This is a genomic window from Cupriavidus sp. HPC(L), assembly GCF_000307735.3.
Lineage (GTDB): Bacteria > Pseudomonadota > Gammaproteobacteria > Burkholderiales > Burkholderiaceae > Cupriavidus.
In genome coordinates, this window is the sequence record NZ_AMPR02000028.1 from 1 (window position 1) to 13,566 (window position 13,566).

The following is a 13,566-nucleotide window of genomic DNA, read 5'->3' on the forward strand; positions in this document are numbered from 1 at the left end:
CGGCGCCGGCGATCCTGGCCGGCCTCGCGGTCGCCGCGGCGGCCTGCGTGGTGGACCTGCGCCTGACGCCGAAACGGCTGACGCCGGGCTTCGAGCGGCGGCTGTCGCCGTGGTCGCTGGCGCTGGTCTATGTCGCCTTCGGGCTCGCGCTGCCGCTGGTCACGCTATGCCGGCCGCGCCAGCAGCAGGATGCAAGAGCCATTCCGGCCGCCAATGGGTCGGTAGCCGACGGCTGAAAAGCAAAGCGGGCCCGAAGGCCCGCTTTGTATAGCGACAAGCAGCTCGCGTTCCCGCGCAGGCGGGACCCAGCGTCTTTGAAAGTCACTGGGTCCCCGCCTGCGCGGGGACGACAGACATCCGACGGGTGCGCGTGGGAATTTCGCTACCACGGCGCGTTCTTACACGGGCTTGCAGAATTGCCACGCCGCAAGCGGCGCGGCGGCAAGACGGGTAAGAAGCTACATCGCCGGCGCCGGCCGCCCCTGTCGTCAGATCACGCCCTGCGCCAGCATGGCGTCGGCCACCTTGACGAAACCGGCGATATTGGCGCCTTCGACATAGTTGACGTAGCCGTCGTCCTTGCGTCCGTGGTTGATGCAGTTCTGATGGATGTCCTTCATGATGAAGTGCAGCTTCGCGTCGACCTCGGCGTGATGCCACGACAGCCGCATCGCGTTCTGCGACATCTCCAGCCCCGACGTCGCGACACCGCCGGCATTGCTGGCCTTGCCCGGCGCGTACAGGATGCGCGCGGCCAGGAAATGGTCCACCGCCTCCAGCGTCGACGGCATGTTGGCGCCCTCGGCCACGCAGAACACGCCATTGGCCAGCAGCCGCCTGGCATCCTCGCCATCGAGCTCGTTCTGCGTCGCGCACGGCAGCGCGATATCGGCCGGCACATGCCACGGCGTGCGGCCGGCCTCGAAGCGCAAGCCCTCGCGCTCGGCGAAGTCCGACAGACGACCCCGCTCCTCGTTCTTGAATTCCATCAGCGCGGCCAGCTGCTCGTCGTTCATGCCTTCCGGATAGTGCAGCACGCCGCCCGAATCGGACACCGTCAGCACCTTGGCGCCCAGTTCGATCGCCTTCTGCGCGGCGTATTGCGCGACGTTGCCGGAGCCGGAGATCAGCACGCGCTGGCCGTCGAAGTCGCGCCCGCTCCGGTGCAGCATCTCCTGCGCGAAATAGACGGTGCCGTAGCCGGTGGCCTCGGGACGCATCAGGCTGCCGCCGAAGGCCAGGCCCTTGCCGGTGAAGACGCAGGCGGACTGGTTCGACAGCTTCTTCATCATGCCGGCCATGAAGCCGACCTCGCGGCCGCCCACGCCGATATCGCCGGCCGGCACATCGGTGTCCGCGCCGAGATGGCGATACAGCTCGGTCATCAGCGCCTGGCAGAAGCGCATCACCTCGCCGTCCGACTTGCCCTTGGGATCGAAATCGGAACCGCCCTTGCCGCCGCCCATCGGCAGCGTCGTCAGCGCGTTCTTGAAGGTCTGCTCGAAGCCGAGGAACTTGAGCACCGACAGGTTGACGGTCGGATGGAAGCGCATGCCGCCCTTGTACGGGCCGATGGCCGAGCTGTGCTGCACGCGGAAGGCGCGGTTGACCTGCACCTTGCCCTGGTCGTCGGTCCATGCCACGCGGAACTGGATCACGCGCTCGGGCTCGACCAGCCGTTCCAGCAGGGCCTGGTCGGCGTAGCGCGGGTTGCGCTCGACGAACGGCCACAGGGTCATCATCACTTCCTTGACCGCCTGCTGGAACTCGGGCTGGTCAGGATCGCGCCGGGCCACGCCGGCAAGGAAGGCATCGAGGGTCGGAAGGCTCACGGCTGTCTCTGTCGATTTTCTTGAGTCGGAGCGCGACTTTAGCACCGAAACGGTGAATTTCGACAGTCAAAAGTGTTATGACCCTGAGCGAAAAAATGCGCACCCGTCCGTCCCGGGACCCGCTTCAGGCGATCAGCAGCGCCGGCCCGCGGCGCTTCAGGGCGTCGGCCAGCGGGGCCTCGGGGGCCATGTCGCTGATCAGATAGGCGGCCTTGTCGAAGTGCCTGACCTGCACGCCGGTATGGCGTCCGAACTTGGTATGGTCGGCCACCACGCAGGGCACGCTGGCCGACAGCAGCATCCGGCCGCGCAGCTCGGCCGCGGGCCGCGAATACTCGCTGACCTCGCCGTCGTTGCTGATGCCGCCGATGCCGATGAAGGCAAAGTCCGCGTGATAGCGCGACAGCTGCTCGACGGTGTCCCAGCCGTTGGTGGCGTCCTCGTTGTCCTGCAACTCGCCGCCGAGCATGACCACGCGGTTGCCGTTGCGGCGGCCGAGCAGCAGCGCGATCGACAGGTCGTTGGTATAGACCAGCAGGTTGTGGTGGCCCAGCAGCGCCTGCGCGACCGCATGCGTGGTGGTGCCGTAGTCGATGATCACCGAGGCGCCGTCGGGCACCAGCTCGGCGGCCCGTACCCCGATCGCGCGCTTGCCTTCGGCATTGACGGCCGCCCGCGTCTGCGTATCGGCCTCCGCGCGGTTCGGTGCCAGCGCCCCGCCATGGGTCAGCACCAGCAGGCCGCGCGCGGCCAGCGCATTGAGGTCGCGGCGAATGGTTTCGCGCGACACGTCGAGCTCGCCGACCAGCTGACTGATCTGCAGCGCGCCGCTGGCGGCAAGCTGGTCGAGGATGAATTTCTGCCGTTGTTCGGCCAGCACGGGCGCTCCGGGGCTTGTGGAAGGTGCGGGGATTTTAGCCGAGCGTTGTGACAGGCGGTGGTGGCAACGGCGCACGCCGCTTGCCCTCTCCCCCGCCCCTCTCCCGCTCGCGGGAGAGGGGAGAAAACCGCCGGGAGATCGATCGCGACACCTTACCCAACGCGATGCCTTACGTTCCGGCCGATTGTGCTCTCCCTCTCCCCCCTCTCCCCCCTCTACCGCGAGCGGGAGAGGCGAGAAAACCGCTGGAAATCGATCGCGACGCCTTACCCGACGCGACGCCTTACGTTCCGGCCGATTCTTTTTCTCCCTCTCCCCCTCAGGGGGAGAGGGCTGGGGAGAGGGGGTGGTTCCTTGCCGCCCGCCCCAGGCCCTCACCCCCACGGCATCGTGATCGACTTCAGGTTGGTGAAGCTCTTGATCGCCTCCTGCACCCCTTCCTTGTAGCCGAGCCCCGAGTCCTTGATGCCGCCGAACGGCGTCAGTTCGATGCGGTAGCCGGGCACCTCCCACAGATTGACCGTACCGACATGCAGCTCGTTGGCAAAGCGTGTGAAGTCCTCGATGCGGTTGGTGCAGATGCCCGACGACAAGCCGAAGGCCGTGCCGTTCGAGATGCGGATGGCCTCGTCGATGTCGCGGAACGTGATGATCGGCGAGACCGGGCCGAAGGTCTCCTCGCGCACCAGCGTCATCGCCGGATCGACGCGATCGACCACCGTCGGCGCATAGCGCGCGCCGTCGCGCTGGTTGCCGATCAGCAGCCGCGCGCCCTGCGCCACCGCCTCGTTGACGCGCGCCTCGAACAGCGCCGCGGCCTGGGCATCGATCACCGTGCCCATGTCGACGCCGCGGTCCATCGGGTTGCCGAATTTCCACGCCCGCGTCTTCTCGACCACCAGCTCGGTAAAGCGCGCGGCAACGGCCTGATGCACCAGCATGCGCTTGACCGCGGTACAGCGCTGGCCGGAGTTCTTGTACGAGCCCTGCACCGCGAGGTCGGAGGCGCGGTCAAGGTCGGCGTCGTCCATCACGATCAACGGATCGTTGCCGCCGAGCTCCAGCACCACGCGCTTGTAGCCGGCCTTGGCGGCGATGTATTTGCCGATCGCCACGCCGCCGGTGAAGGTGATCAGGTCCACTGCCGGATGCGTGATCAGCTCGTCCGCGATCTCTGCCGGATCGCCGGTCAGCACCTGCAGCATCTGCGGCGGCAAGCCGGCCTCGACCAGCAGATCGGCCAGGTAGTACGCGGACAGCGGCACCTTCTCGGACGGCTTGAGCACCATCCGGTTGTTGGTGGCGATCGACGGCGCGACCTTGTGCGCGACCTGGTTCATCGGATGGTTGAACGGCGTGATCGCGGTGATCACGCCCAGCAGCGGCTCGCGCTGCGTCATCACGCGGCGCTTCTTGCCGTGCGGTGTCAGGTCGCACGAGAACATCTGGCCGTCGTCGCGCAGCGCCTCGTTGGCGGCGAAGTTCAGCACGTCGGCGACGCGGCCAATCTCGTACAGCGAATCTTTCTTCGACAGGCCGGACTCGAGCGTGATCAGGTCCGAGGCCGGCTCGGTGCGCTCGCGCAGCAGCGCGGCGGCGCGATCGAGGATCGCGGCGCGCTCGTAGCGGGTCAGCGTCGAGCGATAGGCGCGCGCGACTGCGTAGGCGCGCCGCACGTCCTCGACGGTCGCCTTCGGCACCGTGCCGACCAGCGTGCCGTCGTAGGGATTGCGCACTTCGATGACGCGGTCGCGCACGACCTTCTCGCCGTCGATGCGCAGCGCCTCGGCGCGGAAGTGCGGGCTGACCTGGGCGGCGGGGAACTGTGGGGCGTTCATGTTCGGGGCTCCGTGGGTGCGGGCGGGATCGTCGCGACCCCGGCGAGATGCGGGCGGATCAATGCAGATGATTGAGCGCGACGTCGAAGATGTCGAAATTGCGCAGCACCGCCTTGCCAGGAATGCCGGCGGTCGGGCGGTTGAACAGCAGCGGCACGGTCTGCTCCGACACGCCGCCGTGCGAGCGCAGCGGCGCGTCCAGCCCGCTCAGGTCGTGGCGGCTGCGGCTGGTTCCCAGCACCACATGCTTGCCGCTGATCACGACCAGATCGCCGACGCGATCGGGCGGCAGCTCGAAGCGCGCGCAGGCCTCGGCGTTGTCGAGCACGGCATCGACGCCCTCGATATCGCCTAGCTTGGCCTTCAACGCGGCGGCGGCGCCGGCGTCCGCATCGTCGGGCAGATAGACGGTCGCATACGAACCGAGCGCGCCGTGGTGGACGACATAGGGATCGGTGATCGGCAGGATCACGCGCGCGCCGCCCTGCTCCACGCCGCGGCCGAGCCAGGCATCGAGCCGGTCCTGCAGGAAGACCACGTTCGGAGCCTTGGTCCGGGCGTCGTGCTTGGCATTCATGCCGTGATCGGCGGTCAGCGCGACCACGCAGCCCAGCGCGTCGAGCCGCGCCAGATAGCGGTCCATCATCGCGTAGAAGGCGTTGGCGCCGTCCGACCCGGGGGCGAACTTGTGCTGGATATAGTCGGTCGTCGACAGATACATCAGGTCGGGGCGCCGCGTCTCGATCAGGCGCACGCCGGCGGCGAACACGAATTCGGACAGCTGGGCGCTGTAGACGCTGGGCACCGGCATGCCGACCAGTTCCAGCACATTGTCGATGCCATTCTCTTCCACGCTCGCCTGGTCGGCCTTCTCCGACGAGAAACAGATGCCCCGCAGCCCATGGCCCAGCAGCCGGCGCAGCTTGTCCTTGGCGGTGACCACCGCGACGCTGGCGCCCGCCTCGGCGAAGGCCGCGAGGATGGTGCCGGCGCGCAGGTACTTCGGGTCATTCATCATCACCTCCTCGCCGCGGCCGCCATTGGCCGTGCGATCGAAGAAGTAGTTGCCGCAGATGCCGTGCACCGACGGCGGCGCGCCGCAGACGATCGACAGGTTGTTCGGATTGGTGAAGGTCGGCACCACGCAGGCGCCGCGGAACGCCGCGCCCTCGGCCAGCAGCCGCTTCAGATACGGCGCGCTGCCGCTGGCGGCGGCCGCTTCCAGATAGTCGAACTCGCAGCCGTCGACGCAGACCACGACGACGGGCTGCTGCATCCATCGGTAGGTGCGCTGGTTGACGGTCACGGCGGGCTTGCCGGGCGAGGAGTCGGAGCGAGGGGCGGGCATGTCGGTGGTCCTGGACGGAGGAAGCTAAGGGTCGGACGACGCCCGGCAGGGACCGGGCGCCGCCAGCCGGTGATCAATTCAGGCGGAGCCTGCAGGCGTGTCGGCCGGCGCCGCCGTGTCGGCTCCGGCCTGGCCCTGCACCGCCGCGTGCAGCCGGGCGCGGCCGCGTTCGACGTGTTCGCGCATCAGCCGGCCGGCAAGCTCCGGATCGCGCGACGCGATCGCCGAGACGATGTCGCGATGCTCCCGGGTCGAGGCCGGCATCGCGGTCGGCGCGGCGGACAGCGCCTCGCGGCGATACAGCGTCAATTCCTTGACCAGGCGTCGATAGGTCTCGAGCAGCTTGCCATTGCCGGCCAGTTCGACCATGCGATCGTGGAAGGCGAAGTTCAGCCGGGCATAGTCGTCGAGGTCGCGCGCCGCGCTGGCGGCGCCCAGCGCCTCGATCATCGCGCGCAGCTCACGCAGCGCTTCGGGCGTGATGCGCTGCGCCAGCTGCCGGCCGACGTATTCGTCCAGCACGGCACGCAACGCATAGATTTCGTCGGCCTCCTGCAGCGACACCGAGCGCACGAACACGCCGCGGTTCTTTTCGGTACGCAGCAGCCCGGCTTGCTCGAGCGCGCGAAAGGCCTCGCGCACCGGGCCGCGCGACACGTTGAGCTCGCTGGCCAGCTCGATCTCGTTGAGCTTGTCGCCCGGGGCGAGCTCGCCCGCGGTGATGCGCCGCTCCAGCTCCCGCTGCACCAGCGAGGTCAGCGACTGGCTCTGCAGGATCTCGATTTCGCTGGACAGCGGCGCTTGGCGGGACATGAACACTCCTGACTTGCTGGGGATGGCGTTGCACGCGGCGCAGGGCGTTTCAGCGGTCCGCCAAGACCGGCCGGCGTGCGTGCATTTGCTGGTTGCGATTAAAGCAAGCGGTTTGTATATTGTCAACAAACCAAGACGCCGCGGAGCACTGGATCGGAGAAAAAAGCGCGGCTCCGTATGGGCATATGTCTTGCAGGTGTTGCTACACAAGGGTTTCGCGGTGATTCAAGGTGGTGCATGGCTTCGTGTGGCACTGCACGTAATTCACCAAATTGACACAACATGGCACATACAATGCCGCAAGGAGCCCCACAATGAGAACCGCCATGACACTTGCCAAGCAAGCCCTCGCCGCCACGGCCGCCCTTGTTCTGACCGGCGCCGCGTTCGCGCAGAAGACCACGCTGACCGTCTACACCGCCTGGGAAATCGAGACGCTGAAGCCCTACGCCGAGGGCTTCGCCAAGGTCGCCCCTGATATCGAACTGAAGTACGTGCGCGACTCGACCGGCGTGATCACCGCCAAGGCGCTCGCCGAAAAGGCCAACCCGCAGGCCGACGTGATCGCCGGCCTCGCCGCCTCGAGCCTGGAGTTGCTCAAGCAGGAAGGCATGCTCCAGCCCTATACGCCGAAGGGCTTCGAACGGCTGACGCGCGACTACAGCGACAAGGCGACGCCGCCCTCGTGGGTCGGCCTCGACGTCTGGGGCGCGACGGTGTGCTTCAACACCATCGAAGCGAAGAAGCGCAACCTGCCCAGGCCCGAGACCTGGCGCGATCTGGCCAAGCCGATCTACAAGGGCATGATCGTGATGCCCAACCCGGTCTCCTCTGGCACCGGCTTTCTCGACGTGACCGCGTGGCTGCAGCTGTTCGGCGAGCAGGAAGGCTGGAAGTACATGGATGCGCTGCACGAGAACATCGCCCAGTACACCCATTCCGGCTCGAAGCCGTGCAAGCAGGCCGGCGCCGGCGAATTCCCGATCGGCATCTCGTTCGAGTTGCGCGCGCACAAGACCAAGGCCGCCGGCGCGCCGATCGACATCATCTTCCCGCGCGAAGGACTGGGCTACGACATCGAGGCCGCGGCCATCGTCAAGGGCACCAGAAAGCAGGAGGCCGCGCAGCGCTATCTGGACTGGCTGGCCAGCAAGGAAGCCAACGAGCTGTTCGCGCGCGACTGGGCGATCGTGGCCTACCCCGGCGTGGCCCGCAAGATCGACACGATTCCGGCCGGCTACGAAAAGATGCTGGTCAAGAACGACTTCGGCTACATCGCGAAGAACCGAGAGCGCGTGCTGACCGAATGGCAGAAGCGCTACAGCGCCAAGGCCGAAAAGCAGTAAGCAGCGTCCGGTCTTCCGGCGCTCGTCGTCCCCGCGAAAGCGGGGACCCAGCGACTCTCGGAGACGCTGGATTCCCGCCTGCGCGGGAACGACGCAAAGCACGCGCTCGTCGCGAGCCGCCACCGCCCGCAACCGACCCGATGGAGCCCACATCCATGTCCACGTCCCCCAGCAGGCACGATAGCTATCTGAGCCTCAAAGGCATCCACAAGCGGTTCGGCGGTGCCGACGGCTTCACCGCGCTGCGACATGTCGACCTCGACGTGCGCGAGGGCGAGCTGCTGTGTTTCCTCGGCCCGTCCGGCTGCGGCAAGACCACGCTGCTGCGGATCATCGCCGGCCTCGAATCGCAGACCGCCGGCACCATCATGCAGGCGGGGCGTGATATCTCGACGCTGCCGCCGATGGAGCGCGACTACGGCATCGTGTTCCAGTCGTATGCGCTGTTCCCCAACCTGACGGTCGCGGACAACGTCGCCTACGGGCTGGTCAACCGGCGCATGCCGCGCGAGCAGCAGCGTGCGCGCGTGGCCGAACTGCTGACCCTGGTCGGCCTGCCCGAGCGCGGCGCGCAATATCCCGGCCAGCTGTCGGGCGGGCAGCAGCAGCGCGTGGCGATCGCGCGGGCGCTGGCGACCTCGCCCGGCCTGCTGCTGCTCGACGAGCCGCTGTCCGCGCTCGACGCGCGCGTGCGGGTGCGGCTACGCAGCGAGATTCGCGCGCTACAGCAGCGGCTGAACATCACCACGATCCTGGTCACGCACGACCAGGAAGAAGCGCTGTCGATGGCGGACCGCATCGTCGTGATGAACCACGGCGCGATCGAGCAGATCGGCACGCCGGCGCAGATCTACCAGCGCCCGGCCACGCCGTTCGCGGCGGACTTCGTCGGCAAGACCAATATGCTGCCCGCGACGGTAGACAGCGACGGCCATCTGCGGCTGGGCGAACGGCGCCTGCAATGCATCGCGCCGCCGGGCTGCGGTACCGATGACACCGTGCAGGTCTTCTTCCGGCCAGAGGATGTCTGCGTGCGCGGCTGCGACCAGCAGGGCGAAAACGTGCTCGACGCCACCGTCGACAAGATCGAGTTTCTCGGCGCGTTCTCGCGGCTGACGCTGAAGCTGGCCGACGGTGGCGCCACCGCGGCGCCGCTCTATGCCGACCTGTCGCTCAACGACTTGCACGAACTGCGTCCCAGCGCCGGCGATCCGCTGCGCCTGGCCATTCCCGCCGACCGCCTGCGAGTGTTCCGCCAGCCATGAGCCTGCTCCTGTCGAAGGCGCCCGCGCCGCCTGTCACGCCGCTATCCCCCGCTTTCGCGCCCGGCACCGTCCTCGGCACGGTCCGTACGCACTGGACCGACCGCATCGCGCACGCGCTGCTGTGCGCCGCCGCGCTGGCGCTGCTGTGCTTCGTGCTGGCGCCGATCGTGATGATCCTCGCCAAGAGCGTGCAGAACCGCGACGGCACGCTGGCCGGCATCGCGCATTTCCGCGCATACCTGGCCACGCCGGCGCTGTGGCACTCGGTCTGGAACAGCGTCTGGGTATCGGCGCTGGCCACCGCCATCACGGTGCCGCTGGCCTTTACCTTCGCCTATGCGCTGACGCGCAGCCGCATCGGCGCCAAGGGCCTGCTGCGCAATCTCGCGCTGATTCCGCTGCTGGCACCGTCGCTGCTGGCCGCAATCTCCTTCATCTTCTGGTTCGGCAACCAGGGACTGCTCAAGTCCTATATGGGCGGCGTGCAGATCTACGGGCCGCTCGGCGTGGTCGGCGCGCTGGTGTTCGCCACCTTCCCGCATGCGCTGATGATCCTGATCACGGCGCTGTCGCTGACCGATGCCAGGCTGTACGAAGCGGCCGATGCGCTGGGCACGTCGACCGTCCGCAAGTTCCTCACGATCACGATCCCCGCCGCGCGCTATGGCCTGATCAGTGCCTCGATGGTGGTATTCACCTATGCGATCTCCGACTTCGGCATCCCGAAGGTGATTGGCGGCAACTTCCCCATGCTGGCCACCGACATCTACAAGCTGGTGATCGGCATGCAGGACTTCTCGCGGGGCGCGGTGGTCGCGCTGATGCTGCTGGTGCCGGTACTGATCACCTACTGCATCGACGCGCGGGTGCAGCGCCGCCAGATGGCACAGATGTCGGCCCGCTCGGTGCCCTACGTGCCGCGTCGCAGCCGCCGTTTCGATGCCGCGATGGCGACGTTCTGCTGGATGGTCGCCGCACTGATGGTTGCCGTGATGGGCATGGCGGTCTACGCGTCGTTCGTCAAGCTGTGGCCCTATGACTTCTCGCTGTCGCTGAACCACTACCGGCTCGGACTGGTGGAAGGCGGCGTCGTCGCTTCGTACTTCAACAGCCTGAAGCTGGCGCTGGCCTGCGCGCTGGTCGGTCCGGTCTTCATCTTCACCACCGCCTATCTGTTGGAGAAGACCCGTGGCCTGCAGTGGCTGCGCGGCTTCGTGCGGCTGATGGCGGTGCTGCCAATGGGCGTGCCGGGGCTGGTGCTCGGGCTGGGCTACATCTTCTTCTTCGTGCCGGCCGCCAATCCGCTCCATGTCCTGTACCAGACGCTGGGCATGCTGGTGCTGGTGACGATCGTCCATTACTACGCGTCGTGCCATCTGACCGCGGTGACGGCGCTCAAGCAGCTCGACGGCGAGTTCGAGGCCGTCTCCGCCTCGCTGAAGGTGCCGTTCTACACCACCTTCCTGCGCGTGACCGTGCCGGCCTGCCTGCCCGCGATCGTCGAGATCTCGCGCTACCTGTTCATCAACGCGATGACCACCGTGTCGGCGGTGGTGTTCCTGTACGGCGCCGATACCAAGCTGGCCTCGGTCGAGATCGTCAACCTCGACGAATCCGGCGATATCGGCCCGGCCGCGGCGATGGCGACGCTGGTCGTGCTGACCTGCGCCGCCGCCTGCCTGGCGTACCACGGCCTGCAGCGCTGGCTCGAGCGCCGCACACAGGCATGGCGCGGCGCCGGTGATCGCGACTGAGCCCTCGGCGGCAAACCACGACAAACGATGACAAACGATTCCCGCTCCGCCACACCCTGCCAGGAGATTCGACCATGATTCGCGGCAACGACCCCATTCTGCTGACGCCCGGCCCCCTGACCACCTCGCTCGCGACCAAGCAAGCCATGCTGCGCGACTGGGGGTCGTGGGACGCCGCCTTCAACGCCATCACCGGCAGCCTGTGCGAGGATCTGATTCGCATCGTGCACGGCGAAGGCACCCATGTCTGCGTGCCGATGCAGGGCAGCGGCACGTTTTCCGTCGAAGCGGCGATTGCGAACGTGGTGCCGCGCGACGGCAAGGTGCTGGTGCCGCAGAACGGGGCCTATTGCCAGCGCATCCTGAAGATCTGCAAGGCGATCGGCCGCGCCGCGGTCGAACTGGCCATCCCGGAGGACCAGCCCGCCAGCGCGGCGGCCATCGAGGCCGCGCTGGCCGCCGACCCGTCGATCACCCATGTGGCGCAGGTCCATTGCGAGACCGGCGCCGGCGTGCTCAATCCCCTGCCGGAGATCGCGCAGCTGTGCGCGCGGCTCGGCAAGGGCCTGATTGTCGATGCGATGAGTTCGTTCGGCGCGATCGACATCGATGCGCGGACGATGCCGTTCGACGCGCTGGTGGCGGCCACCGGCAAATGCATCGAGGGCGTGCCCGGCATGGGCTTCGTGCTGGTCAGGAAGGACGTGCTGGAGGCCAGCCAGGGCAACAGCCATTCGCTGGCGCTCGATCTGTACGACCAGTACGCCTATATGCAGAAGACCACGCAGTGGCGTTTCACGCCGCCCACGCACGTGGTGGCCGCCTTCCGGGCGGCGCTGGACCAGTATCTGGCCGAGGGCGGGCAGGCTGTGCGTGGCGAGCGCTATCGCCGCAACTGCGCCGCGCTGGTCGATGGCATGCGCGAACTGGGCTTCCGCCCCTTCCTGCGTCCCGAGGTACAGGCGCCGATCATCGTGACGTTCCACGCGCCGGACGACCCGCGCTACGACTTCAAGACCTTCTATGCGAAGGTACGCGAGCGCGGCTATATCCTCTATCCTGGCAAGCTGACGCAGGTCGAGACCTTCCGCGTCGGCTGCATCGGGGCGATCGACGACAACGAAATGCGCAACGTGGTGTCGGCGATCGGGCTGACGCTGCAGGAGATGGGCATCGACATGGCGGCGCAGCTGGCCAAGGCGGCATGACCCTTCCCGCCGACTTCCACTGGATGGCGTTCGTCGCCGTGATGCTGTCCGCGGTGATGCACGCCTCCTGGAATGCGATCGTCAAGATCGGCGGCGACCGCCTGTCGTCGATGGCGCTGATCGACACGTTCTGCCTGCTGGCGGCGCTGCCCTTCCTGCTGCTGGTGCCGCTGCCCGCGCCGGCGGTCTGGCCCTTCCTGCTGGCGACGGTCTGCCTGGAGGTCGTCTACAAGCTGTCGCTGGTGGCCGCCTACAACCGCGGCGACTTCAGCCAGGCCTATCCGCTGATGCGCGGCTGCGCGCCGATGATGGTCGCGCTGCTGCTGCTCGCGATGGGCAGCGAGCGGCTCGGTCCCGGCGGCTACGCCGGCATCGCGCTGATCTGCTGCGGGCTGGTCAGCCTGGTGCGGTGGCGCACGCAATCGCCGCAGTTGATGGGGTTCGCGCTGCTGGCCGGCGCGTGCCTGGCGGGCGGCACCGTGATCGACGGCACCGCGGTCAAGCGCCACGGGCAGGTGTTCTCGTACATCGTCTGGCTGCAGACGCTGTCGCATCTGTTCATGCCGGGCTACGCGGCGGTCCGGCGCGGCCGCACGCTGCTGACGCTGCTGCGCACCGAGTGGAAGCGCGCGTGGATCGGCGGCATCAACCGGGTCGGCTCGTATGCGCTGATGCTGTGGGCGATGACGCTGGCGCCGGTCGCCAAGCTGGCCGCGCTGCGCGAATCGAGCGTGATCTTCGCCGCGCTGCTCGGCTACTTCCTGCTGCGCGAGCCGTTCGACCGGCGGCGACTACTGGCGACCGCGCTGGTGCTGGCGGGGATCGTGACGTTGCAGCTGGCGAGGTAGGACGTGGGAAATGGGGACGCTGCTGCCCTCTCCCCCACCCCTCTCCCGCAAGCGGGAGAGGGGAGCAAACCAGCGGCTTGACTTGGCTGCCGCCCTCTCCCCAACCCCTCTCCCGCAAGCGGGAGAGCGGAGCAAGCCGGTGGCGGGACGTGACTGCTGCGTGCGACTTGGCTGCTCTCTCCCGGGAGAGAGCAGCGAACTGGGGGCTTGACATGACTGCTACATCCGAACCCGGCACCCCTCTCCCGCGGGCGGGAGAGGGGTGGGGGAGAGGGCCGGCGCGTGCCCCTGCCCCCCGCCTGGCACCCCTGCCCCTTCCGGAAGTACAATCGCCTTGTCTCGTTTTCCGGAACGGAGGAATCGCTTTGAAAACCGCCACCACCGCCGCGGCGACTGCTCCGCGCGCGCGCGGGACCGCCAAGGCCGGCGCGGCC

10 protein-coding genes and 1 pseudogene are annotated in these 13,566 nt (G+C 67.7%); 6 read left to right on the top strand and 5 right to left on the bottom strand.

The genetic code is table 11. The features are described from left to right. A pseudogene (locus B551_RS26395) lies at positions 1-236 on the top strand (hypothetical protein); the annotation flags it as partial. 252 nt (positions 237-488) lie between these two features. Here the strand turns inward: B551_RS26395 and gdhA are convergent. The 5 genes from gdhA to B551_RS02970 all read right to left on the bottom strand — a co-directional run bounded on the left by gdhA (position 489) and on the right by B551_RS02970 (position 6,711). Continuing rightward, on the bottom strand, positions 489-1,832 hold the full coding sequence (gene gdhA / locus B551_RS02950) for an NADP-specific glutamate dehydrogenase (protein WP_023263455.1): 1,344 nt from the start codon (positions 1,830-1,832) through the stop codon (positions 489-491). 124 nt (positions 1,833-1,956) lie between these two features. Continuing rightward, positions 1,957-2,712 carry a DeoR/GlpR family DNA-binding transcription regulator gene (locus tag B551_RS02955; RefSeq protein WP_006578527.1) on the bottom strand — a complete coding sequence of 252 codons (756 nt, stop codon included), beginning with the start codon at positions 2,710-2,712 and terminating at the stop codon, positions 1,957-1,959. Positions 2,713-3,086: 374 nt separating this feature from the next. After that, positions 3,087-4,550: a phosphonoacetaldehyde dehydrogenase gene (gene phnY / locus B551_RS02960; RefSeq protein WP_023263456.1), complete on the bottom strand. Its 1,464-nt coding sequence runs from the start codon at positions 4,548-4,550 to the stop codon at positions 3,087-3,089. 58 nt (positions 4,551-4,608) lie between these two features. Beyond that, positions 4,609-5,898 carry a phosphonoacetate hydrolase gene (gene phnA / locus B551_RS02965; protein WP_006576949.1) on the bottom strand — a complete coding sequence of 430 codons (1,290 nt, stop codon included), beginning with the start codon at positions 5,896-5,898 and terminating at the stop codon, positions 4,609-4,611. A gap of 78 nt (positions 5,899-5,976) precedes the next feature. Then, positions 5,977-6,711, bottom strand: a complete 735-nt coding sequence (locus B551_RS02970; RefSeq protein ID WP_023263457.1) for a phosphonate utilization associated transcriptional regulator — start codon at positions 6,709-6,711, stop codon at positions 5,977-5,979. A gap of 314 nt (positions 6,712-7,025) precedes the next feature. Between B551_RS02970 and B551_RS02975 the strand changes: the two genes are divergently transcribed. From B551_RS02975 to B551_RS02995, 5 genes are all read left to right on the top strand, one after another. Then, positions 7,026-8,057 (top strand): putative 2-aminoethylphosphonate ABC transporter substrate-binding protein, encoded by a 1,032-nt coding sequence (locus B551_RS02975; RefSeq protein ID WP_052511247.1) that lies wholly within the window; start codon positions 7,026-7,028, stop codon positions 8,055-8,057. 155 nt (positions 8,058-8,212) lie between these two features. Beyond that, positions 8,213-9,322, top strand: a complete 1,110-nt coding sequence (locus tag B551_RS02980; protein ID WP_006576946.1) for a putative 2-aminoethylphosphonate ABC transporter ATP-binding protein — start codon at positions 8,213-8,215, stop codon at positions 9,320-9,322. Continuing rightward, complete coding sequence (locus tag B551_RS02985; protein WP_023263458.1) at positions 9,319-11,076, top strand: putative 2-aminoethylphosphonate ABC transporter permease subunit; 1,758 nt, start codon at positions 9,319-9,321, stop codon at positions 11,074-11,076. The genes B551_RS02980 and B551_RS02985 overlap by 4 nt, the downstream gene beginning before the upstream one ends. A 74-nt stretch (positions 11,077-11,150) precedes the next feature. Then, the gene (locus B551_RS02990; RefSeq protein WP_006576944.1) at positions 11,151-12,284 is read left to right on the top strand and encodes a 2-aminoethylphosphonate--pyruvate transaminase; all 1,134 of its coding nucleotides are present in this window, start codon (positions 11,151-11,153) and stop codon (positions 12,282-12,284) included. Beyond that, positions 12,281-13,132, top strand: a complete 852-nt coding sequence (locus B551_RS02995; protein WP_006576943.1) for an EamA family transporter — start codon at positions 12,281-12,283, stop codon at positions 13,130-13,132. The genes B551_RS02990 and B551_RS02995 overlap by 4 nt, the downstream gene beginning before the upstream one ends. The last annotated feature ends 434 nt before the right edge of the window (positions 13,133-13,566 follow it).

What these genes read in the sequence shown, in the direction of transcription:
- B551_RS02970 (WP_023263457.1), bottom strand. Translation starts at nt 6,711, where the DNA reads ATGTCCCGCCAAGCGCCGCTGTCCAGCGAAATCGAGATCCTGCAGAGC.
- B551_RS02985 (WP_023263458.1), top strand. Translation starts at nt 9,319, where the DNA reads ATGAGCCTGCTCCTGTCGAAGGCGCCCGCGCCGCCTGTCACGCCGCTA.
- B551_RS02990 (WP_006576944.1), top strand. Translation starts at nt 11,151, where the DNA reads ATGATTCGCGGCAACGACCCCATTCTGCTGACGCCCGGCCCCCTGACC.
- B551_RS02995 (WP_006576943.1), top strand. Translation starts at nt 12,281, where the DNA reads ATGACCCTTCCCGCCGACTTCCACTGGATGGCGTTCGTCGCCGTGATG.
- B551_RS02980 (WP_006576946.1), top strand. Translation starts at nt 8,213, where the DNA reads ATGTCCACGTCCCCCAGCAGGCACGATAGCTATCTGAGCCTCAAAGGC.
- phnA (WP_006576949.1), bottom strand. Translation starts at nt 5,898, where the DNA reads ATGCCCGCCCCTCGCTCCGACTCCTCGCCCGGCAAGCCCGCCGTGACC.
- B551_RS02975 (WP_052511247.1), top strand. Translation starts at nt 7,026, where the DNA reads ATGAGAACCGCCATGACACTTGCCAAGCAAGCCCTCGCCGCCACGGCC.
- phnY (WP_023263456.1), bottom strand. Translation starts at nt 4,550, where the DNA reads ATGAACGCCCCACAGTTCCCCGCCGCCCAGGTCAGCCCGCACTTCCGC.